The organism is Psychrobacter maritimus, assembly GCF_029953575.1.
GTDB classification, from domain to species: Bacteria; Pseudomonadota; Gammaproteobacteria; order Pseudomonadales; family Moraxellaceae; genus Psychrobacter; species Psychrobacter maritimus.
In genome coordinates this window covers 1,061,307-1,082,258 of the sequence record NZ_CP124526.1, presented here as the reverse complement: position 1 = coordinate 1,082,258, position 20,952 = coordinate 1,061,307, and the positions used below count along the sequence as shown (strand labels likewise).

General features: G+C 42.6%; 20 protein-coding genes and 1 pseudogene. 13 read left to right on the top strand and 8 right to left on the bottom strand.

All coding sequences use genetic code 11. From position 1 onward, the window contains the following. Positions 1–97: 97 nt before the first annotated feature. Both hisC and pheA read right to left on the bottom strand, forming a co-directional pair. On the bottom strand, positions 98–1,243 hold the full coding sequence (gene hisC / locus QJS82_RS04550; protein WP_281491370.1) for a histidinol-phosphate transaminase: 1,146 nt from the start codon (positions 1,241–1,243) through the stop codon (positions 98–100). Between the two features lie 124 nt (positions 1,244–1,367). After that, positions 1,368–2,549 carry a prephenate dehydratase gene (pheA, locus tag QJS82_RS04545; RefSeq protein ID WP_201563403.1) on the bottom strand — a complete coding sequence of 394 codons (1,182 nt, stop codon included), beginning with the start codon at positions 2,547–2,549 and terminating at the stop codon, positions 1,368–1,370. A gap of 556 nt (positions 2,550–3,105) precedes the next feature. Here pheA and QJS82_RS04540 point away from each other — a divergent pair. Both QJS82_RS04540 and QJS82_RS04535 read left to right on the top strand, forming a co-directional pair. Continuing rightward, positions 3,106–4,047: a transaldolase gene (locus QJS82_RS04540; protein ID WP_201563405.1), complete on the top strand. Its 942-nt coding sequence runs from the start codon at positions 3,106–3,108 to the stop codon at positions 4,045–4,047. Between the two features lie 154 nt (positions 4,048–4,201). Beyond that, entirely contained in the window at positions 4,202–4,696 is a 495-nt protein-coding gene (locus tag QJS82_RS04535) for a hypothetical protein (RefSeq protein ID WP_281491369.1), read from the top strand. Positions 4,697–4,786: 90 nt separating this feature from the next. On the opposite strand, the gene QJS82_RS04530 is transcribed toward QJS82_RS04535, so the two are convergent. Continuing rightward, a complete protein-coding gene (locus tag QJS82_RS04530) occupies positions 4,787–5,356 on the bottom strand; it encodes an adenine phosphoribosyltransferase (RefSeq protein WP_201624771.1) in 570 nt (189 codons plus the stop codon). A 342-nt stretch (positions 5,357–5,698) separates the two neighbouring features. Between QJS82_RS04530 and QJS82_RS04525 the strand changes: the two genes are divergently transcribed. Together QJS82_RS04525 and QJS82_RS04520 are read left to right on the top strand one after the other, a co-directional pair. Further along, positions 5,699–5,863, top strand: a complete 165-nt coding sequence (locus tag QJS82_RS04525) for a rubredoxin (protein WP_281491368.1) — start codon at positions 5,699–5,701, stop codon at positions 5,861–5,863. 28 nt (positions 5,864–5,891) lie between these two features. After that, positions 5,892–6,938 (top strand): alpha/beta fold hydrolase, encoded by a 1,047-nt coding sequence (locus QJS82_RS04520; protein WP_281491367.1) that lies wholly within the window; start codon positions 5,892–5,894, stop codon positions 6,936–6,938. A 128-nt stretch (positions 6,939–7,066) separates the two neighbouring features. Here QJS82_RS04520 and QJS82_RS04515 read toward each other — a convergent pair whose 3' ends face one another. After that, positions 7,067–7,975: a WG repeat-containing protein gene (locus QJS82_RS04515; RefSeq protein ID WP_281491366.1), complete on the bottom strand. Its 909-nt coding sequence runs from the start codon at positions 7,973–7,975 to the stop codon at positions 7,067–7,069. Positions 7,976–8,420: 445 nt separating this feature from the next. Between QJS82_RS04515 and QJS82_RS04510 the strand changes: the two genes are divergently transcribed. Beyond that, positions 8,421–9,353, top strand: coding sequence for a DMT family transporter (locus QJS82_RS04510; protein WP_281491365.1), 933 nt, complete (start codon positions 8,421–8,423; stop codon positions 9,351–9,353). A gap of 148 nt (positions 9,354–9,501) precedes the next feature. On the opposite strand, the gene QJS82_RS04505 is transcribed toward QJS82_RS04510, so the two are convergent. Beyond that, positions 9,502–10,821 (bottom strand): solute carrier family 23 protein, encoded by a 1,320-nt coding sequence (locus tag QJS82_RS04505; protein WP_406947517.1) that lies wholly within the window; start codon positions 10,819–10,821, stop codon positions 9,502–9,504. A 650-nt stretch (positions 10,822–11,471) separates the two neighbouring features. On the opposite strand from QJS82_RS04505, the gene QJS82_RS04500 reads away from it, so the two are divergent. Continuing rightward, the gene (locus tag QJS82_RS04500) at positions 11,472–12,905 is read left to right on the top strand and encodes an L-serine ammonia-lyase (RefSeq protein ID WP_281491364.1); all 1,434 of its coding nucleotides are present in this window, start codon (positions 11,472–11,474) and stop codon (positions 12,903–12,905) included. 177 nt (positions 12,906–13,082) lie between these two features. Here the strand turns inward: QJS82_RS04500 and QJS82_RS04495 are convergent, their stop codons facing one another. The 3 genes from QJS82_RS04495 to xthA all read right to left on the bottom strand — a co-directional run bounded on the left by QJS82_RS04495 (position 13,083) and on the right by xthA (position 16,154). Continuing rightward, positions 13,083–13,481: a DUF4377 domain-containing protein gene (locus QJS82_RS04495; RefSeq protein WP_281491363.1), complete on the bottom strand. Its 399-nt coding sequence runs from the start codon at positions 13,479–13,481 to the stop codon at positions 13,083–13,085. Between the two features lie 483 nt (positions 13,482–13,964). Continuing rightward, entirely contained in the window at positions 13,965–15,188 is a 1,224-nt protein-coding gene (gene argJ / locus QJS82_RS04490) for a bifunctional glutamate N-acetyltransferase/amino-acid acetyltransferase ArgJ (RefSeq protein ID WP_281491671.1), read from the bottom strand. A 141-nt stretch (positions 15,189–15,329) separates the two neighbouring features. Next, entirely contained in the window at positions 15,330–16,154 is an 825-nt protein-coding gene (gene xthA / locus QJS82_RS04485) for an exodeoxyribonuclease III (protein ID WP_281491362.1), read from the bottom strand. 454 nt (positions 16,155–16,608) lie between these two features. Between xthA and QJS82_RS04480 the strand changes: the two genes are divergently transcribed. The 7 genes and pseudogenes from QJS82_RS04480 to QJS82_RS04455 all read left to right on the top strand — a co-directional run bounded on the left by QJS82_RS04480 (position 16,609) and on the right by QJS82_RS04455 (position 20,833). Continuing rightward, complete coding sequence (locus QJS82_RS04480; protein ID WP_281491361.1) at positions 16,609–17,202, top strand: hotdog domain-containing protein; 594 nt, start codon at positions 16,609–16,611, stop codon at positions 17,200–17,202. 20 nt (positions 17,203–17,222) lie between these two features. Then, positions 17,223–18,020 (top strand): ABC transporter ATP-binding protein, encoded by a 798-nt coding sequence (locus QJS82_RS04475; protein WP_281491360.1) that lies wholly within the window; start codon positions 17,223–17,225, stop codon positions 18,018–18,020. 26 nt (positions 18,021–18,046) lie between these two features. Further along, the gene (locus QJS82_RS04470; RefSeq protein WP_281491359.1) at positions 18,047–18,835 is read left to right on the top strand and encodes an ABC transporter permease; all 789 of its coding nucleotides are present in this window, start codon (positions 18,047–18,049) and stop codon (positions 18,833–18,835) included. Between the two features lie 330 nt (positions 18,836–19,165). Beyond that, positions 19,166–19,225: pseudogene (locus QJS82_RS13725) on the top strand (hypothetical protein); the annotation flags it as partial. Between the two features lie 21 nt (positions 19,226–19,246). Next, positions 19,247–19,708 (top strand): AMP-binding enzyme, encoded by a 462-nt coding sequence (locus QJS82_RS04465; RefSeq protein ID WP_348651555.1) that lies wholly within the window; start codon positions 19,247–19,249, stop codon positions 19,706–19,708. Between the two features lie 275 nt (positions 19,709–19,983). After that, positions 19,984–20,334 carry an IS630 transposase-related protein gene (locus tag QJS82_RS04460; RefSeq protein WP_281491358.1) on the top strand — a complete coding sequence of 117 codons (351 nt, stop codon included), beginning with the start codon at positions 19,984–19,986 and terminating at the stop codon, positions 20,332–20,334. Continuing rightward, positions 20,309–20,833 (top strand): IS630 family transposase, encoded by a 525-nt coding sequence (locus tag QJS82_RS04455; RefSeq protein ID WP_156915621.1) that lies wholly within the window; start codon positions 20,309–20,311, stop codon positions 20,831–20,833. The genes QJS82_RS04460 and QJS82_RS04455 overlap by 26 nt, the downstream gene beginning before the upstream one ends. Positions 20,834–20,952: the final 119 nt, after the last annotated feature.

Here is a 20,952-nt window from a genome sequence, read left to right as displayed (position 1 = left end):
TCAGTAAGCGTAAAGCAAGCTGATATTAGCGTCATAAAATTGAATAATTAATCGAATCAGTTACTTATTAAACAACAGATAGCTAGCTTTTTAATAGTTATAAGTCATCAGTCAAGATTGAACGTAGGGTATCAATCAGGCGCATATTATCTTCTGCAACCCCTACCGTGATACGCAGCCAATTAGGCAAGCCATAACTCTCTAGTGGACGGACTATCACGCCCTGCTCTAGCAATGCTTGATGAATAGAAGCAGCGGTTATGTCCTCCATCTCAACTTCTATTTCAACCATAATAAAGTTGGCATGCGACTTGATAAACCCTAACCCTAATGCGTCAAACTGCTTTTCTAACCAGCGCATTTGCTCTTGGTTATTGAGCCTTGATTTTTCAATAAAGTCTTGGTCAGCAAGCGCGGCGGCGGCAGCGGCGAGTGCCACCCTACTGACATTAAATGGCTGACGAATGCGATTGAGTAAATCTGCGACCGGCACTGAGCTAAGCGCATAACCAACACGTAAACCCGCCAATCCGTAGGCTTTGGAAAAAGTACGTACAATAATTACGTTATCAAATTCATCGAGCAGCGACCTATTGTTACTCTCAGGGCTATATTCGATATAAGCTTCATCTAACACGACCAATACCGAGCTTGGCACACTAGCGACAAACGCACGTAGCTCTTCATGCGCAAGCTGGGTGCCAGTTGGGTTATTAGGATTGGCGATAAACACCATCTTGGTATTAGGATTGTCCGCTACCGCCTGACTCATCGCCTTTAAATCATGACCAAAGCGACTGGCAGGTACTTCTATGCCTGTCGCTCCTTGCATTTTGGCCAGCATTGGATAAATGATAAAGGCGTATTGGCTATAAATGATGGCATCGTCACTACCGGCAAAACTACTTGCTAGAATATATAGTAAATCGCTAGAACCATTACCCAAGGTAATTTGCTCGACACTGACATCATTGACATCAGCAAGCGCTTGCTTGAGATAATAACCATTGCCATCAGGGTAACGTGCCAACTCACCCAATTGCTCGGTAATCGCGAGCGTAACGTGCGGTGAGCAGCCCAGTGGATTCTCATTGCTGGCAAGCTTTACCACGTCTGAGACGCCATATTCACGCGTCAACTCCTCAACCGGCTTTCCCGTTTGATAAGGCGCCAGCTCTAAAATACTGTCATAAGCAGGCATTAACGGTGATAAATTTGACTCTGTCGAATGAGATGACTGCATGATTTATCCTTAAAGGTGATAACGCATTTGCTGCTGGTTAATACCTGTTTAGTAATATCTACTTGTTAATATCTGCTTATTAAGCATTGCTAGCGGTTTGATAAATACTTTAGCTAAGCCAGCTTTATAGCACGGCTTTTGGATAAGAACCTAGAATACGCAAATCTTTGACCAATGGTCGGATATCAGCAATCGCTGCACTCACATTTGCGTCTTCAATATGTCCATCCATATCGATAAAGAACACGTAAGCCCATTTATTCGGACGTTCAGGGCGGGTCTCGATACTGGTCATCGACACGCCATGATAAGACAAAGGCTTTAAGATTTCGATCAGGGCGCCCGCTTTATCATGCGCTGAAACCATAATTGAGGTTTTATCGTGTCCTGATGGCGCAATTGCTTCATGACCGATAATTAGGAAACGCGTGGTATTGCTTGGATTGTCTTCGATGTTTGAGTAAAGCTTATGTAAATCGTACTCTGCAGCAGCTACATCACCGGCAATCGCCGCTGAATGCCACTCGTTTTTGAGGCGACGGGCCGCTTCGCCATTACTTGATACGGCCACGCGCTCGACATTTGGATAATTAACATCAAGCCAATGACGGCACTGCGCCAATGATTGCTGATGCGAGTAGATACGGCTTAAGCCATCTATCTTGGTATGCTCAGCGACCAAAAAGTTTTGATGAATGGGCAACTCAACTTCACCGATTATCTTTAACGTAGAAGATAAGAAACCATCTAAGGTATGGTTAACCACGCCCTCTGATGAGTTTTCAACTGGTACCACACCATACATCGCAGTGCCCGCTTCGACTTCGCGAAAGACGTCAGTAATGGTATTTAGTGGCACAGTATCAGCAGCTTTACCAAAGTGCTTTAAGGCTGCAGCATGGGTAAAAGTACCAACAGGGCCCAAAAATGCAATACGTTGCGGCGCTTCTAAGTCGAGGCAGACCGACATGATTTCACGGAATAAGCGTGCCATTTTTTCATCGGCAATAGGTCCGGTATTACGCTCCATTACCGCTTTTAAGACTTGCGCTTCACGCTCAGGACGATAAAAAATAGGATTGGTCTTTTCAGCATCAGGACTATTGGCAACGTGGTTTTTCTTCACGGTCGCCACTTGCTGAGCCAGTTTGGCACGATTGTTAATCAGCGTCTGAATTTCGCAGTCTACCGCATCAATACTTTGGCGCAATGTGTTTAAAAACGCTTTATCAGTTGCAGCCTCGCTGACGCTTGCAGGGGTTTGGTTTATCTTGTCTACATTTTGCTCTGGTGACTGCTCACTCATTACCGCCCATCCTTTTTCTAATGTTGTTACTAAAGTTTATAACTGTTATCTGTTAGCTATGACTGTCTGTGCAATATGCTTGTTTTAATAATAAATGCTTACTTACTTTTGATGTTTCGCGCGCGCCAAACAGCTGATCGGCTCTACTATAGCAAAAACTATCGACAGTGCCCATTCGTAAATGCGCGTAAACGGTCAATTTGCTATAAATCTTAGCACAGTTATACCCTATAACGACTAAGCTCTGTGAAACTATCAGGCTACAGACGCTTAAATCTATGATACAGTTTAAAGGCTCTTATTAAAGGCGCATAGTTTTAACAGCGTATAAGTTTTAATAATGCTTAATTTTTAATAGCGTATAAGTTTTAACGACGCATGAGCTTAATAGGTTTAAGTTTAAAAAACCGCTAAGACGCTATTGCTAAGCAAAATCCCAAGCAACACCACCATGATAAACCGCTGTATGAATAAAAAAACATCATGGACAACAAACTTAAATAACCAATCTAAATAAGAACATAACAACGTTAATTGACCATACCAAGGATATCTGATGAGCGCATTACAACAGCTTCGCACCATGACCACTATTGTCGCTGATACGGGCGACCTTGCCGCCATTGCGCGCCTAAAACCCATCGATGCCACTACCAATCCCAGTCTCATCACCAAAGCGCTCATTCATCCGGATAATGAAGCCATGCTGTCAGAGACCATGAGTCGCCATCGCGGTGATATCGATGCGGTGATTGATGAGCTGACCATTCAAATTGGCTGTAATATTCTGGCATTGATTGAAGGTCGCGTTTCAACCGAAGTCGATGCACGCTTGTCTTATGATACCCAAGCGACCATTGATAAAGCCTTAAGCTTTATGGAAGCCTATCAAAAAGCAGGTATCGACTCAGAGCGCGTCTTGATTAAGATGGCAGCAACGTGGCAAGGGATTGAGGCCGCACGTTATCTTGAAACTCAGGGTATTCACTGTAATCTGACGTTATTATTCGGTCAGCATCAAGCGATTGCCTGTGCCGATGCTGGCGTGACGCTGATCTCCCCTTTTGTTGGGCGTATTTTAGACTGGCAAAAACGCCAGCAAAACCGCCAAAACGTCCCAGCTTCAGACGATATGGGCGTGCAATCGGTCAAGCTTATTTATCAATATTACAAGCAGCATGGCTATAAGACACAAGTGATGGGAGCCAGTTTCCGCTCGACTGAGCAAATATTGGCATTGGCGGGTTGTGACCTGTTAACCATCGCGCCCAATCTCATCGATGAGCTGGCAGCGATGGATGTTGAAGTGACACGCCAGCTATCACCAAGCATGTCAATGGATTTGGCTGATATGACCAAAGTCAGCTTAACGCATGACGAATTCAGTGCCGCTTATCAACAAGATACGGTCACACAAGACTTATTACCTAAGGGTATCGATGGCTTTATCGGTGCGCGTGATGAGCTTGCGAAAATGCTAGCAGACATGCGTGATTAACAACCAAACTTACTATATGTCCGAGGCCTCTGCCTGCTAATCACGAGTGCTGAGATTGCCACAGCGTGAACCGCTTGTCATAAAAGAAATTTGCCTGCCCCTATTAAGTTGGCTATGATAAGCGACTTTATATAACAAAAAGCAAGGCTCGATTATGAAACGGCTAGCAGTGATATTAGCAGGTAGTACGCTTGCAATGAGTGGCTATGCGGCAAACTGGTTAGAGGTATCAAAAAGTCAGACTGGCTCTATTTTTAGCTTAGATTTGGATTCTATCGAACGCTCAGACATTCATATTATTGACGAAAAAGCAGTCGAAAATATTACCGTCTCGATTCGTAGAACCTATCCTATTCCAAAAACCGTGGTGATAAAGGATAGTAAAGAAAAAGACAGCAAGGAAGGTAAGGACAAACAGACTAAAGAAACCGACATCCATCATAGCGACCAGCAATTACTCATCTCTTGTAAGGATTCTAGCTACTATCGGCGCGCTTACGTTAACTACGCTGCTGACGATAAAGTGTTAAAATCTTGGCAATCAGAAAAGCCGATATTGACGACTAAAGACTTTAAGGTGACCAAGCCGAAAACAATTAGTCGCATGCTAGTAGAGCAGGCCTGTAAAAGTTACCAGCAAGATAAGTAACGCAGGTCAAGACGAATCAACAAAGTACATGCCATTAAAAAGCGCGCTGAACTATTCAGCGTGCTTTTTATTATGCTAAAGAACTCTTCTCTAAGCTTTTAAAACCGTATAAACCGGCACAGGGAATTCGCCGTGTAAATCAACAAGGTCTAACAATACCAATGCGCCGACCACGGTGTGCTTAGCAGACTTGCACAGCTCATAAGCAGTCATCAGCGTGCCGCCAGTAGCCAAGATATCATCGACCAATAACACGCGCTCAGGTGGCAAATTATTTTGCATCTCAAGCATGTCTTTACCATATTCTAAAGCATAAGCTTTATTGGCAACCGGTGGTGGCAATTTGCCAGGTTTACGCAGCAAAATCATACCTTTACCCAAGCGACCTGCGAGCAAACTGGCAAATACAAATCCGCGTGCCTCAACTGCACCCAAGCAATCTACGTCATCAAGCAGACCCGCAGGCAGTACAGCTAGCATCTCATCAATCACGGCATTAATATGACTGCGCAGTAACGGCGTAATATCATAAAAATCAATGCCAACTTTTGGGAAGTCTGGTACTGTGCGAATGATTTGCCAAAATGGATGATCGGTATTGAGTGTCGGCGAGGATTTGGTTGTGGTATTAGCTGATGAAACGTCGGCAGTAGCGCTCATGATAACCCTTTGCGTATAGTACTGGAAGAGGATATGACAGTGATGGTCGATATCTCAATTGGTAAAATTGGTAGCAAGAATTATAGCATAATCGACTTTATGGCGGAGATAAAACTGGCGAAGTTAGCACTACTAAAACCATTAAGTGGGTACTCTATGACTTGATAAAAGCTGGTTAATCTCAATATACAAGTGTAAACTTAACTATGAAAATTACGGTTATATGATAAACTACGTGCGTTTTTACGGTCTAAATATTGACTATAGTAGTGAATATAAGCCTTAAAAAACACCTAGTAACACTGGTTTTAATAACAGTGACAATAATCGATAGGACTATTTATGAAACGTTATGAATGTATTGTCTGCGGCTGGATATATGACGAAGAGCTCGGCTGTCCTGAAGAAGGCATCGCGCCCGGCACTAAATGGGAAGATATCTCTGATGATTGGATTTGCCCAGAATGCGGCGTTGGCAAGCTTGATTTTGAGATGCTCGAACTTTAAGCCAATGACCGTTTAAATAGGATACTTCATGACACAATCAAACCCCATCAATAGTGCGCCTAGGATTTTAGAAGCGCCTGATATTTCAGAGGAAAATGGCAATTATCCAACCCCTGAATGGCAGCAATTTGGCAACCATAATTGGCGTGCATCCGACTTAAGCGAGCATCTTCATCAAGCAATGATAGATATTGGTGACGGTATCGAGCTGTGCGTTGAGGCGGGTGGTAATCCAAACAATCCGCCACTACTCATGATTATGGGACTTGGCTCCCAAATGATATTTTGGCCAAATAACTTTATGAAGCGCCTTATCGATGCCGGTTTTTTTGTGATACGTTTTGACAACCGTGATATCGGCTTGTCGTCCAAAGTACAGATTGATGGTTTGCCACGTATCAGTCAGTTAAAAATGATGATGCGCCTGCAAACAGGTCTGTCCAATAAAGGTGCGCAGGTTGCTTATAACTTAACCGATATGGCGGAAGATACGGCGCGTTTAATCAAAGCCTTGCACCTGAATAAAACGCACCTACTTGGCGCTTCTATGGGCGGTATGATTGCTCAAATCGTCGCCGCGCGTTATCCAAGTTTGGTACAGCGTATGGCCTTGATGTTTACCACCACCAACCGCGCCTTTTTAAAACCACCTAAGCCGAAGCAGTTATATACCCTCATCAATCGCCCTGAGAGCCATTCTGAGCGTGATATTGTGCGTCATAGCGTCTGGTTTATGAAGACTGTCGGCACGCCAGGGCATGTCAATGTGCGTATGGTACGTGACATCGCTAAGATACGTTATCAGCGTAATTTTCATCCACTCGGTACTGTACAACAGCTCAATGCTATTTTAGCCTCAGGCTCGATTAGCAAATATAGCAAGCAAGTTAAAGCACCGACGATTGTGCTGCATGGTAGCGCAGATGGGCTGTTACCCGCCTCGCAAGGACGAGTGGTTGCAAAGACCATTCCCAATGCAAAATTCCATTTAATCGAAGGTATGGCGCACGATATTCCAGAATACTATCAGCCTTATATGGTCGACTTGATTAGCAATCATCTGTTAGAAAAGTAATGTTTTAAGCTTACAAATTTGATTAATGATCTATAAAAAAAGTGTCAGAGCGATAGATTATCCATCGTTCTGACACTCTTTTTTTACCTACAAAATTAAGCGCGATATTAAATGATAAGTGCTAAGTATCAATCACAACCAACACTGTTACCCTCTTTATCAATACACATCTTAGCACCATTTTTTAAATTACCAATCCATGCTTTGCCATTTGTGAATACAAATGCAGGCTGGTCTTTATAGCTATCGCCTACGCTCACACCGCTCTTATCAAAACGGAAAGGAATCACCAACTCGCCGCCTAAATTGACAAAACCCCATTCGTTATCGATACGCACGCCCGCCAGCCCTTCAGAAAATGGACGCACCTCATCAAATGAATATGTAATCATCGTGACATTGTTGTCATCAACAAAGCCCCACCTGCCATCTTGTTGGCGCGGCTGCAGTGTGGTAAAAGGACTAGATGGCGCTGATTGCGGTATCTCCTTGACGTTTTCGTTAGTTGTCGATGTTTGGCTATCAGCCTTACTGTTCGAATTCGGGTCACGCGTGGGTTTGCCATTTTTATCCAACCAACTTATGGCTTGGTTTTTACGCACGCGCGTCATGCCGCTACGATAATCATCGATATCACTAATTGCGGCAGAAAATGGCACGATTGTTTTATTAGCGGTATCGATAACCCCATAATGATCGTTTTGTTTGACCACGATGCGACCTTCAGACACGGGACGCGCCCAACCTTGACTCTCCTTGAGCATATCGTACATCGCAGGGATAGTTTCGCGACCTTGCATATTGACGTAACCCACCCGCCCGTTAAGCAGTACGGGTAGCAGTCCGCCCGATATTTTATCGGCGTCTACTTTTTGATAGCGGGATAAATCAACCACGCTTTTACCTTTTTTATCAATCAAGGCAACTGGTGCGCCAAAATCTTTTATCGCTAAAAAATAGCCGCTACTCGCTGTACAAGAGACATTTTTATAATAACTTTTGGGAATTTTACAGCTGGCTGCTTGTGCATTTGACATCAAAAAAGGCGTAGCGGTTATAATGCTCATCACAAACAGGCTCACAACAAAACTGCCGCGTGACAATTGTAGCGGTAATCTAGATAAAGAGAGTATTTGTCGTATTGATATAGAACGTAGCAGCATAAGCAAACCTAGGCTAAAAGTAATAGAGGCTATTTGAAAATTTAAAGCGTGTCGTTATTCTAAAACATTCAGGGTTTTAAAATGCAGATAGCCAGTAGAGTAACAAATAGCGACGTTTGCGCCAATGCTATTCCTGTAAGAAGGTGACTGATTTATTTATGGTGTGTGATAAGTCATTATAAAATAAATCGCCCTAAACCATTCCATTTCGAGTGCAAAACACTGACAATATGGCCTGTCTATACAAATCAACTCTTTAGCAAACAACACTTAAAAAGTATTTTAAAAAAGTAACATAGTAATGAGATAAGGATATTGCATGGCTATCGCCTCTTCACGCTCCGCCGCTACTGGCTTGGTCATTGGTTGCGTTATTTTTGGTTTGGGCAGCTTAATTGTTGCTCATGTCGATATCGGTGGCTGGGCGATGTCATTTTGGCGGCTGGCTATTTCTGGCGTGGTGTTTGCTATATTGGCTAAAATGACAGGGCAACGACTTCCGCGCTCAAAGTGTGCTATTTTTTACGGTTTATTATCGGGCGCATTTTTAGGACTCGATTTGGCACTCTGGCATGAGAGTATTTATGCGGTCGGTCCCGGTATCTCAACCTTACTTAATAGCTTACAGATTTTCTTTTTAGCGGCCATTGGTTTTTTATATTTTAATGAGCGCCAATCTATCTTGCAGCTTATCAGTTTATTTTTAGCCATGTTGGGCGTGGCAATGATAGGCAGTCCTGAGTTTGCGCAAAATACCGCCGCGACTTGGGGTTTCGTCACGGGCATCGTCTCAGGTGCCATGCTTGCGGCGTCGATGACCTTTATCCGTAAGACCCACGATACTGAGCCAACGCCGATATTTATGCTCATGCAACTGATTAGCATCGGCGGCGTAGTGGCGATGATTGTCCCGATGTTCGTGTTCGATATGGGCAATATTTTGCCCAATACGTGGTCTGAGATTGGTTGGGTGTTGATTTATGGCACGGTGATGCAATGCTTAGCGTGGGGGCTTATCGCCTACTCTATACCTAAGCTGTCCTTGGCATTGACAGGGCTGCTGTTATTGACCGAGCCCATTGCCGCCTTGGTGATTGATTATAGCTGGCTTGATAAACCGATTAATACTTTACAATGGAGCGGCGCATTGCTGACCATGTTTGCCATTTATTTAGGTTCATTAAAACCTAAACCACGCGCGCTAAGACGTTATCGGTTTTTTTCACGATTTTATAAACGTGACTATAAATAAAGAACGCGGCAAATAACAATGTTTATAAATAAGCGTCATAACAAATAAAAGCCACAATAATTATTGTGGCTTTTGCTTATCAATATATTAAGCTCTTTAATTTTATGATGAAAACATCACTCTTTTTAACACTGAGCCTTTTTAACGATTAATCTTTTTGCCTATTAAATAAAGCATTAAGCACAATCGCGGCTAAGGTAGCCGTTCCGATACCGCCCAAATCAAAGCCGCCTAGATGCAAGCTAAAATTACCCGTACCCATAATAACGGTGACCGCGGCAATGATTAAATTGCTGTTTTTGCTAAAATCGATATGATTGTCTATCCAAATTTTTGCCCCTGCAATCGCAATCAAACCAAATACCACAATAGATGCGCCGCCCAATAAAGCCGCCGGTATCGTTTGAATAATTGCGCCAAACTTTGGTGATAGCCCCAGCAAGATAGCCACCAGACCTGCTACCACAAAAATCGTCGTGCTATATACTTTGGTCACAGCCATGACACCGATGTTTTCCGCATAAGTGGTCACACCAGTACCACCAAAACCTGCCGAAAACGTTGTCGCCAAGCCATCAGCAAAAAATGCCCGACCCATATAAGGCGTTACTCGCGCTTTAGTCATACCTTCGACCGCTTTAAAGTGCCCTAAGTTTTCGGCAACTAAAATAAAGGCCACGGGCGCAATTAATATAATCGCACTCATCTCAAAACGCGGCGAATGAATACTTGGCAGACCAAACCATGACGCTGCTGATACACTAGTAAAGTCAATCGGAACGCCATAGCCAAGCACATTGGTCATGAAAAAATAAGCGATATACGACAATATCAAGCCAACCAATAGCAGCAAACGGCGCAGCATACCGCGGGTAAATACCGCCACCCCACTGATAAGCAATACCGTCAGCGTGGCCATCCATGCATCAAACTGGTTGGCAGACACCCCTTGAATGGTCACTGGTGCTAAATTCAAACCAATAATCATCACAATTGCACCGGTAACAATAGGCGGCATCAAACGCTCAATCCAGCCTGTACCCGTCTTCATGACCAATAGACCTATCAAAGCATAAATGATGCCGCATGCCATGATGCCGCCCAAGGCGACATTCAAGTTGTCATTAAATCCTACGCCTGCATAAGCCGTCACCGCAATAACCGGGCCAATAAAGGCAAAGCTTGAGCCCAAATAACTTGGCATGCGCCCACCGGTAATCATAAAAAACATCACCGTACAAATACCGGACATCAAAATGGCTAAATTGGGGTCAAAGCCCATCAATAATGGCGCCAGCACCGTTGCCCCAAACATCGCAAAAGTATGCTGCACACCTAATAACACGCTCTTTGCGGGCGGCAAATACTCATTAATACCGACCGGATCACGATCCAAATCACCGCCATACGGACGCCACGTTGGAAACCAACGACCATTATCAAAGTCTGGATTGTGCGGATAACTCATCGCAGCTGCATCAATACCAGCCGCTTCTAATGCATTGTGCGGAGCAGGTTCTTGGGTGCTATTTTCGGGTTTTTCAGAATGAGGTTCGGGAGTTGTCATGCGCTGTCCTATTTGAGCTGAGAGAATATTAGTCAGCTAAAAAACTGTGAGAAATACAACTATGAGAATACAGATATGAATTCAGTCAAAACGATAACAACTAAGTCATGCCAATCATCAACAACTATAAAGGAATTAAAAAACGATAACAGCAGGAAAGTCATTTACTTTGACCAAATATAGACCGTCAAATAGGTTCTATTAAAAGTAGTTTAAGGATTTCTGCGACGTTGTTCACTATATAGTGTTAGCAAGATTACAGGATGTTACACAGGTAATGGCTGCGAGCATGATAACGGAGTTCTATGATAAATAAAAGTTATTATTCAGCAGGTCTCTGTACGCCTATACTGAGAGACATTTATAGATAATATCCCATCTTTTTAATATGCTCACATTTATTAAAGTGTGCATTTAAATAAATGCCTGCCCTTTTCATTGTGCTGTATTTATCAAGGCTTTTGGAGCCGTTATCTATTATCTTTTTTCACACCAGTACTTAAGCCTATTTATCACATACGCTGATGCACTGACAATTTATTGGTATTTATATGATTAGTGTTTTCGACTTATTTAAAATTGGTATTGGACCGTCCAGCTCTCATACGGTCGGGCCCATGGTGGCGGCCAATTTATTTTTGACGTCATTGCTTAAGCAAAGCCCATTAACGACGATTAAAAATATTGAAATCGAGCTTTATGGCTCTTTGGCCGCTACCGGTAAAGGACATGCAACCGATACGGCGATATATTTGGGTTTACTTGGACATACGCCGAGTACCATTGATACTCGCTTGACTGGCGAATATCTAGCGCCTATTTTTGCTGATAAGCAGCTTAATTTATCAGGCAAACATATTATCGACTTCGATAGCGAGCGCGATATATATTGGTACGATGATACGGTATTGCCTTATCATCCTAATGCATTAACCATCCGCGCGTTATTGGCCGATGGTAGCAAGTACCAGCAAACCTATTATTCGGTTGGTGGCGGTTTCGTTATCAACGAAGATGACGCAAACAATCCCGATGAGGATCATGCCAGCCCAACGATTGATATCGTTCCCTACCCGTTTAATACTGCCGCAGAGTTGCTTGAACAGTGCCATGAGCATGGGTTAAGTATCAGTGAGCTGGTACTCGCTAACGAGTGTCACTATCGCAATCAAGCAGATATCTTTAGCTATTTAGATACGATTTGGGAGGTGATGCAGGACTGTGTGACTCAAGGTTGTAAAAACAGTGGCATTTTACCGGGTGGACTTGATGTTAGACGCCGCGCTCACGATTTACATAATCAACTATGCGCTGAAAAAGACTTGCCTATTGCCAAAACCGATAAGCTCGCGGCGATGGATTGGGTTGATTTGTATGCACTTGCCGTCAATGAAGAAAATGCCAATGGCGGTAAAGTTGTCACAGCACCGACCAATGGTGCGGCGGGTATTATTCCTGCGGTCTTGCACTATTATCGTGATTTTTTACCCAATTATAACCAAGATGGCGTCCGCAAGTTTTTATTAAATGCCACCGCCATTGGCAGCTTAATTAAACAAAACGCTTCTATCTCTGGTGCTGAAGTGGGCTGTCAAGGCGAAGTCGGTTCAGCCTGTGCCATGGCAGGTTCGGCATTGGCAGAGATTATGGGCGGCTCGCCAGCGCAATGTTTGAATGCCGCTGAGATTGGTATCGAGCATAACTTAGGGCTGACTTGTGACCCGATTGGCGGCTTGGTACAAGTCCCTTGTATCGAGCGTAATGCGATGGGCGCGGTAAAAGCCATTAATGCCGCTCGTCTCGCCTGCCGCGGCAATGGTCAGCACTTTGTCTCATTGGATAAAGCCATTGAAACCATGAAGCAGACGGGCGCGGATATGTCTGATAAATACAAAGAAACCGCTCGCGGCGGTCTTGCCATTTATGCTGACAATCGCATCCCCACGGCTACCCGCGGCGTTAGTGTCAATTATAGTCAATGTTAATGCAAATAATGACTGTCATTTTCTAAAATTAAAACCAAAAAAAGCCTCTAATGATTAGAGGCTTTTTCTATACTAGAAATAATAAGTTTGTCTAACTTATTATTAGCTCATATTAATTCAGTCTTAGAGTTACTTATTATTAAAGTAACTTATTCTTAGAGTTACTTAGGCTAAAAGTTACTCAGCTGTTTTTGAAACTACTTCGTTTAGAATCCAAACTGGCTTAACTACCTGAGTTGCTTCATTCATAACCGCTTCTTGGCGCACATCTAAAATATAGCGATAATTTGGCTCATAAGTGAAGCCCTGAATATTACCGTTTAAAGGGGTGTAGTTTTTCTGATAAGTCTGACGATACTGTAAGCACTCTGACTCAATTTTATTGCCATTAGCATCTGGCAGCTCACAAATTGCTTTTAGAGGTGCTATTTCTATTTTAAAGCTTGGAATGTTAACCACTTTGACATTCATCGCTTCGCCTTCAACCACCATAGTACGCTCATCATTCATACCCATGGTAGAACAGCCTGATAAAACAAAAGTCGTCATCAATGCAGCAATTGCTAATTTTTTCATTATTAAATCCTCAGTTTATTAGTATTAATCATTACCTTTTGAACTCATTTTAATCAATTGTCATTATTCAAAAGGTAGTAGGCATTTATGAAGATACTGTGAATGAAAGGTTCGGTTTTGAATCCACTATAACTATAAAGTCAAAACTATAAAATCGAGATAAACTCAGTTTAGGTCAAATGGCCCAACCTCCATCAGTACCGTCTATTGTTTACTGCAGCTAGTATAGGTCGTCCAACCCCTTAGCCTCTATAACTGCTTTGTAACGTAACGTCAGCTTTTGCAACTGATGTTAATAAACGGTTTTTTATTCATGTTTTTTTATTAACGGTCTTTTATTACCGGCCTTTTATTAACAGTGATTTATTAATAGGAGAAATCGCAGTATTGAATAATTCGGTATTGGATTATTTAGTATTGAACATAAAAAAACGCTCAAAACCATTTCAGCTTTGAGCGTTTGTATAAAAATATAAATGATTTTTAGCTACGATAATCGGCGTTTATTTTGACGTAATCGTAAGATAAGTCGCAGGTATAAACGGTATCGTGAGCATCACCACGTGCCAAATCAATATGAATGGTAATCTCAGGACGACTCATAACCTCTTTGCCAGCCGCTTCCGTATAGCTCGGAGCCACACCACCATTTTGACAAATCATCACTTCATCTAGATAGACATCGACTTGCTGGGTATCAAGGTCGTCGATACCGGCATAGCCAACTGCTGCTAAGATACGACCCCAATTGGCATCACTGGCAAAAAACGCCGTCTTGACCAGTGGTGAATGGGCGACCGCATACGCCACATCGCAGCATTCTTGCGTGGTATTGCCGCCCGTGACTTTTACCGTCATAAACTTGGTGGCACCTTCCCCATCTCGTACAATCAATTGTGCCAAGCGCACAAACACTGCTGTTAAGGCGTCAAATATCGGCTGATAATGCGGATGCTCTGGGCTATCAATAATCTCCGAGCTCGCTGTTCCGGTTGCAATCAAGACGCAGCAATCATTGGTTGAGGTATCACCATCGACAGTAATGCGGTTAAAGGATTGCTCATTAATTTTGCTCAGCATTTCTTGCAATAAATCAGCGGCGATATTGGCATCAGTGGCCACATAGCCAAGCATGGTCGCCATATTGGGGCGTATCATTCCCGAGCCTTTTGACATACCCGTAATATGATAGCTGATAGCATCGACATCAACCTTTTCACTGGCAAGCTTTGGAATCGTATCCGTCGTACGAATACCATTGGCCGCAGCCAGCCAATTATCAGCAGCCAAATTGGCTAAGGCATTGTCTAAGCCTGCGATAATAGCATCACTGTTTAGTGGCTCGCCTATCACGCCTGTCGAAAATGGCAAAACAGCATTGACATCTACGCCCGCTTTAGCAGCTAGAGCGCTACAGATATCAAGCGCGCGGCGTTTACCATCAGCGCCCGTACCAGCATTGGCGTTGCCAGTATTGGTGATTAAATAACGCGGACTGGCTTTAGCAAAGTGTTCACGTAAGACACGCACAGGCGCAGCACAAAAGGTGTTTTTTGTGGTCACAACCGCAGTGTTGGCGCTATCAGCAATCTCTATCACCACCAAATCATCGCGGTCTTTGTAGCGTACGCCTGCAGCGGTGGCGCTTAGTTTAATCCCATCAATAGGATAAATCGTATTGGGTATTGCAACGTTGCCGACAGCCATCATTCAATCCTTATTCATCAATGCTGATGCATTATTTATTGGTTATAAGTTATCTTTATAAAATCTTAGTTGTACACTCTTAGTTATACGCTCTTGGTTGTAAAGCCTGCTATTAAAAACCTGCTGTCTTTAATCAAGTTATTATACTTTATTTAAGTCAAACGCTGCCCAAATTGGCGCATGATCAGAGGGTTTTTCCATGCCGCGTAGCTCATAGCTAATACCCGCATCAACGCAGTGCTCTATTAAATCCGCCGTACATAAAATGTGGTCGATACGCAGACCGCGTTTTGGCTCATCATTAAAACCGCGACTGCGATAATCAAACCAGCTATATAATTCGGTACTCTCTGGATAATGCAGACGATAAGTATCGGTCAGCTCGCGTGACATCAAGTCACTATACCATTCACGCTCTTCGGGTAAAAAAGAGGTTTTTCTATTTTTCAGCCAACGCTTGGCATTAACCTCGCCGATACCAATATCGACATCTTCTGGGGCGATATTCATATCACCCATGATAATTAGCGAGCGCCCTTCTGCTTTTAACGTATCGATATAGGTCATCAAATCTGCATAATAGGCACGCTTCATAGGGAATTTGGTCGGATGGTCTTGGCTCTCTCCCTGCGGAAAATAACCGTTAAGCACATCCACTTCACGGCCATCGAACACATAGCGCACATGGATAAAGCGTTTTTGCGCCTCTTCATCTTCACCAGGGAAGCCTTTTTGCACAAAAATGGGCGCAACTTTCGATAATAACGCCACGCCATAATGCGCTTTTTGACCGAAGTACTCGACGTGATAACCCAAGCTCTCGACATTTTCGAGCGGAAACTGCTCATCATGCACCTTGGTCTCTTGTAGACCCATCACATCAGGGTCGATTACCTCTCGCACCGCCTCTAGCTGATGTTGACGAGCGCGGATACCATTGATATTAAAACTGACAAAACGGGTCATAAACTGTCCTATACTAATGAATTAAAACAAAATACTGCTATAAACGAGTGATGCTATTTAAACGACCGACACTTTAAAAGTGCGACCATTAAATAGTGCGGCTATAAAATAAAGCAGAGCGGCAATATATAGTGGATTCACTTTAAAACAGAGACAGTGCGACTGGAATGAATTTTTCGTAGCCTCTGTGATAGCAGCAAGCAAGGAAAATTTATCCCAGTCGCACCTAAAGATTAATATATCGATTTTATTCTGAACTGACTATATAAAGGTTTATGATAACAGACATCGGCAAGGCTAGCTGTTGCACGCCCTTATCTCTTACGATAGAGTAGCTGTTAAAAGCAGCCACAGATGCGTTATCGATTTTTTTATTTTTATAACCATATCTATAAATGTTTAAACCCTAAAAATAAATTATTAAGTAAATTTACTGAGCAACATTATGACAATTATGAATAAAAATACCCATACACCACCTATTAGCGCAAGCACGCCGTTATTTGCCACTGATTATAATGTATATATTAACCATACTGATGCAGGCGGCATAGTTTACCATGCCAATCATTTAGTATTCTTTGAAAACTGTCGCCGTGATTGGTTTACCAAGCTTGGTTTAAATGGCTATTTTTTGCAGACTGATGATGGTGAGATTCAGCATTTTGTCGTCAGCCAAGCCGACCTGCAATACAAAAAAGCCATTCTATTAGATGAAGTCATTAATGTACGTATCGATAAGGTCGAATTAAAACCTGCCAGCATTGTATTTTATCAAAGCATTCATCGCTCAATGCCAACTGTGGATGCAAATGATGATACTCAGGCAAACACTGCTGTTTTAAACAGCAATTATTCCAACAATACCTTGTTAAGCAGCACTAAAATCGTTATCGCTTGCGTGCAAAATCAAATCACGCCAGCTTCTATATCTGATTCTGGTGCTGATGCGACTGCCAACCATAGTGCACCTATGCGTCCTATTCGCGTACCGAAAAAGTTACGCGAGACCATTGAGCAAGCGCTCATACAACATGCTAATAATTAAAATAATTGAACGACTAGGCTATGAGCGCCAATAAGACGGATAATAAGGCTTTTATGCTAGCGTTTGAAGATATTTGGGTCCATAGCAAGCGCGCGACTCCGCTCCCTACTTACCGCCGATGGTTCACAAAAAGACAGAAGAGTTCAGCTTCCGACGATGCTTTATCCATTAATAACCGTACATTGATAAGTGGTGCCAGTGGTATATTACTGGCTGGGCAAGTGACGGTTTTGACGGGCGCTTCTGGTAGTGGCAAGTCTGTCTTATTGCGCGTATTAGCAGGGCTACTGCCTATGACGACAGGCGACGTTTGGCTACAAAGCGATGCGCAAAATAGTGATACTCGTGATAGCGTTCATGAAATAGCACCCATGCATTGGCGCTCGCAGGTTGCCCTTCTCGCGCAGCAGCCACAATTGCTAGAAGGCAGCGTTATTGATAACTTGCAATTGCCCTATCGTTTGGCAAGCCATCAGCATAAGCATTTTAATATTGACTGGCACATCGAGCAGCTTGAGTATTTAGAGCGTACCTCTGACTTCTTACAACAAGACGCCAACACTCTGTCGGGTGGCGAGCGGCAACTGGTCAATACTCTGCGTTTATTGCAATTAAACCCGCAAGTATTGTTATTGGATGAACCTACTGCAGCCTTAGACGTCGATACGTCAGCGAAACTCGTGCATTTGCTTATCAACTGGTTACGTCGTGAGCCGACGCGCACATTATTGTGGGTAACTCATGACACGCAGGATATTATGCCATTAGCAGATAAACATTGGTATATGGATGCCGGCGTTTTAACCAAAGTAGATTAACCTTGCCTTTATAACGAGCTCCCGTGATGAGTACAGATAACATGCAAATCGTACTGACTTATGCTGATATTGCGCTTGCCAGCAGCTTGATTATTATCGTGCTGGTCGTGTCATGGTTTTTACGTCTAAGATTGACCAAAACACTTGTCATTGCTGCTGTCCGTACGGTGATACAGCTTAGCTTTATCGGCCTGATATTGGCATGGATTTTTGCTCGGGAACAATGGTACGAAGTCCTTATTATTTTGACCATCATGACTTTGATTGCCGGTAGCGCTGCCAAAAATCGAGTCAAACGCACGTATAAAGGCTTGTTAGTTGATACGTTAATCGCTGTCAGCACATCAGCAGTATTGGTTACGGTCATCGCTATTAGTCTAATTTTGCAAGTGCAACCTTGGTATACACCGCAATTTATCATTCCTATACTGGGCTTAATACTCGGTAACTCTTTGACTGCTATCTCCCTGACCAGCAATCAGCTTATCGAAAACCTCCATGGGCAACAAGGGCGCATCGAGATGATGTTAAGCCTTTCTGCCAAACCATTTGAAGCGGTGCACGAACAAATACGAGCGGCTATCATCAATGGCATGACGCCCACCCTAAACTCGATGCTGGTTGTCGGTATTGTCAGCTTACCGGGTATGATGACTGGGCAAATACTTGCCGGTGCCGATCCCACCCAAGCTGTGCGTTATCAGATTGTAACGATGTTTTTAATCTGCGTCAGTAGCACCCTTGGCTGTACGATAAGCGCTTTACTCATTTATCGGCGATTTTTTAATAAAAAACAGCAGTTCATCCTACCATAACGACCGTTGGTCATCTTTTTATTGCATAATGAATAAATTTATTTACCCGCATTTTATATGTACTGGCCAGTACGCTCATGCTAATATTACCTTTACTTAGATTCATGCTAATGTATTGCTTAAATGTATCATTATATGGACGATACATTATTTTTTAGTTACGAATAATTGGTAAAAACGCTTTAAAATTGAGTGTCACTTTTTAAGATGATCATATTTATTTAAGATCAATGCTTTTATCATTCATCAAAACTGAACAACAGAAATTGGTAGTCCGTCAATAGATAAGGATATTATCGAACTCAGCGGCAATTGTTTTAAGATGGCACGATTGGTGTTCCTGTCCCGAGTGTTGATGTTATCATTATCGATGATGAAGGCAATCGTGTTGGCGTCAACCAAGCTGGTGAGATGTGCGTTAAAGGTCCTAATGTCACCTCAGGCTATCTGAATAGAGATAGTAGTGACGACTTTACGAAAGATGGCTATTTCCGTACCGGCGATATCGTCAGCATGGATGATAAAGGCTACTTTAGACTATTAGACCGTAAAAAAGACATGATTTTGGTCTCAGGATTTAATGTCTTCCCTAACGAGATTGAATCCGTCATGCTGGACTGTGAAGGGATTATTGATTGCGCTGTGATTGGTATTCCTGATGAGCGTCAAGGCGAGGCAGTCAAAATCTATGTTATTCCTGCTGATAACAATGTCACTAAAAACTCGATCAAAGAGTTTGCTTTAGATAATTTGACCGGTTATAAATGCCCGCGTCATATCGAATTTGTGACTGAATTGCCAAAAAGTAATGTGGGTAAAGTACTGCGTCAAAAGCTGCGTGAGAAACATATCGCTGATAATCCACAGCACTAATTAAGGTAAAAGTTCAATATCTTAGTCATAAAAAAGTCATAAAAAAAGCGCCCTATCTTCACTATAGAGCGCTTTTTTTATGCTTTAATTATTCTTCTTTACTACTAAAACTTTACGCTTTGTAACTGTTCAGTTAGCTAAACTAAGATGACATTAAGAATGTTTTTAGGACGTTTTTAGTAAAATTAATGACTTATATTTGTAGTACTATGTATAGTGTATTAAATATAAAAATGTTATAAGATAAAACATCTCAACAGATATACTCAATTATCATGACTTACTCACTAGATTATCGCAAACAAGTTCTTAAAAGCTTAGCAGATGGCATGACCTTTGCCGAGGCAGCCTCTTTTTATGACATTAGTCCAACCACTATTCAAAAGTGGAAGAAACGGCTGCATAGTAAGAGCACTCGCAATGTTACGCCATCAAAAATACCGGATGATGCACTACGCAAAGACGTTAAGCGTTACCCTGATGACTATCACTATGAGAGAGCAAGACGGTTCAACTGTACTGCCCCAGCCATTTGTGAGGCTTTAAAACGCCTAGGCATCAGTCAAAAAAAAGACCTTAGAGCATCCAAAAGCATGTCCAATAAAAAGAGCGGCGTATCAGAGTAAGCTTGATAACTTTAAACAGCAAGGTTATCCCATTGTGTATATGGACGAAAGCGGTTTTGAAAGCCAGACCATTCGTCCTCATGGTTATGCACTGATAGGCAAACCCTGTATCGACAGCTACAACTGGCAAGGTAAAAAGCGAACCAACGTCATTGGGGCTCTATATGAAAAGATGCTATTTGCACTGGATTACTTTGAACACAACATTAACAGCGGCATATTCTACGATTGGTGCAAACACACCCTAATCCCAAGCCTTAAAACCAAATGCGTGATTGTCATGGATAACGCTCGGTTTCATAAAAGTAGACGTATCCAAAAATTACTGAACAGGCATGGTCATCGTATCCTATGGCTGCCGCCGTACAGCCCAGACTTGAACCCTATTGAAAAGAAGTGGGCTCAAGTGAAGTTTCTACGCCAAGGGTGGATGGAAAATGACTTATCCAAATTATTTTATGATGTTTGTCCTAGCCATAACACTTTTGTTTTGAACTGACTATATTATATGATTTGGCTGCCCTTTCATCTCTTATATTAATAACCACTTGTGTATTTTAGCTTGCAACACAGTTTTTTTATTTTATCAAACTGAATTATAAACTAACAAGTTCTTGT

Excerpts from the sequence above, each read along its gene's own strand:
- hisC (WP_281491370.1), bottom strand. The coding sequence starts at position 1,243 with ATGCAGTCATCTCATTCGACAGAGTCAAATTTATCACCGTTAATGCCT.
- pheA (WP_201563403.1), bottom strand. The coding sequence starts at position 2,549 with ATGAGTGAGCAGTCACCAGAGCAAAATGTAGACAAGATAAACCAAACC.
- QJS82_RS04540 (WP_201563405.1), top strand. The coding sequence starts at position 3,106 with ATGAGCGCATTACAACAGCTTCGCACCATGACCACTATTGTCGCTGAT.
- QJS82_RS04535 (WP_281491369.1), top strand. The coding sequence starts at position 4,202 with ATGAAACGGCTAGCAGTGATATTAGCAGGTAGTACGCTTGCAATGAGT.
- QJS82_RS04530 (WP_201624771.1), bottom strand. The coding sequence starts at position 5,356 with ATGAGCGCTACTGCCGACGTTTCATCAGCTAATACCACAACCAAATCC.
- QJS82_RS04525 (WP_281491368.1), top strand. The coding sequence starts at position 5,699 with ATGAAACGTTATGAATGTATTGTCTGCGGCTGGATATATGACGAAGAG.
- QJS82_RS04520 (WP_281491367.1), top strand. The coding sequence starts at position 5,892 with ATGACACAATCAAACCCCATCAATAGTGCGCCTAGGATTTTAGAAGCG.
- QJS82_RS04515 (WP_281491366.1), bottom strand. The coding sequence starts at position 7,975 with ATGTCAAATGCACAAGCAGCCAGCTGTAAAATTCCCAAAAGTTATTAT.
- QJS82_RS04510 (WP_281491365.1), top strand. The coding sequence starts at position 8,421 with ATGGCTATCGCCTCTTCACGCTCCGCCGCTACTGGCTTGGTCATTGGT.
- QJS82_RS04505 (WP_406947517.1), bottom strand. The coding sequence starts at position 10,821 with ATGAGTTATCCGCACAATCCAGACTTTGATAATGGTCGTTGGTTTCCA.
- QJS82_RS04500 (WP_281491364.1), top strand. The coding sequence starts at position 11,472 with ATGATTAGTGTTTTCGACTTATTTAAAATTGGTATTGGACCGTCCAGC.
- QJS82_RS04495 (WP_281491363.1), bottom strand. The coding sequence starts at position 13,481 with ATGAAAAAATTAGCAATTGCTGCATTGATGACGACTTTTGTTTTATCA.
- argJ (WP_281491671.1), bottom strand. The coding sequence starts at position 15,188 with ATGGCTGTCGGCAACGTTGCAATACCCAATACGATTTATCCTATTGAT.
- xthA (WP_281491362.1), bottom strand. The coding sequence starts at position 16,154 with ATGACCCGTTTTGTCAGTTTTAATATCAATGGTATCCGCGCTCGTCAA.
- QJS82_RS04480 (WP_281491361.1), top strand. The coding sequence starts at position 16,609 with ATGAATAAAAATACCCATACACCACCTATTAGCGCAAGCACGCCGTTA.
- QJS82_RS04475 (WP_281491360.1), top strand. The coding sequence starts at position 17,223 with ATGAGCGCCAATAAGACGGATAATAAGGCTTTTATGCTAGCGTTTGAA.
- QJS82_RS04470 (WP_281491359.1), top strand. The coding sequence starts at position 18,047 with ATGAGTACAGATAACATGCAAATCGTACTGACTTATGCTGATATTGCG.
- QJS82_RS04465 (WP_348651555.1), top strand. The coding sequence starts at position 19,247 with ATGTGCGTTAAAGGTCCTAATGTCACCTCAGGCTATCTGAATAGAGAT.
- QJS82_RS04460 (WP_281491358.1), top strand. The coding sequence starts at position 19,984 with ATGACTTACTCACTAGATTATCGCAAACAAGTTCTTAAAAGCTTAGCA.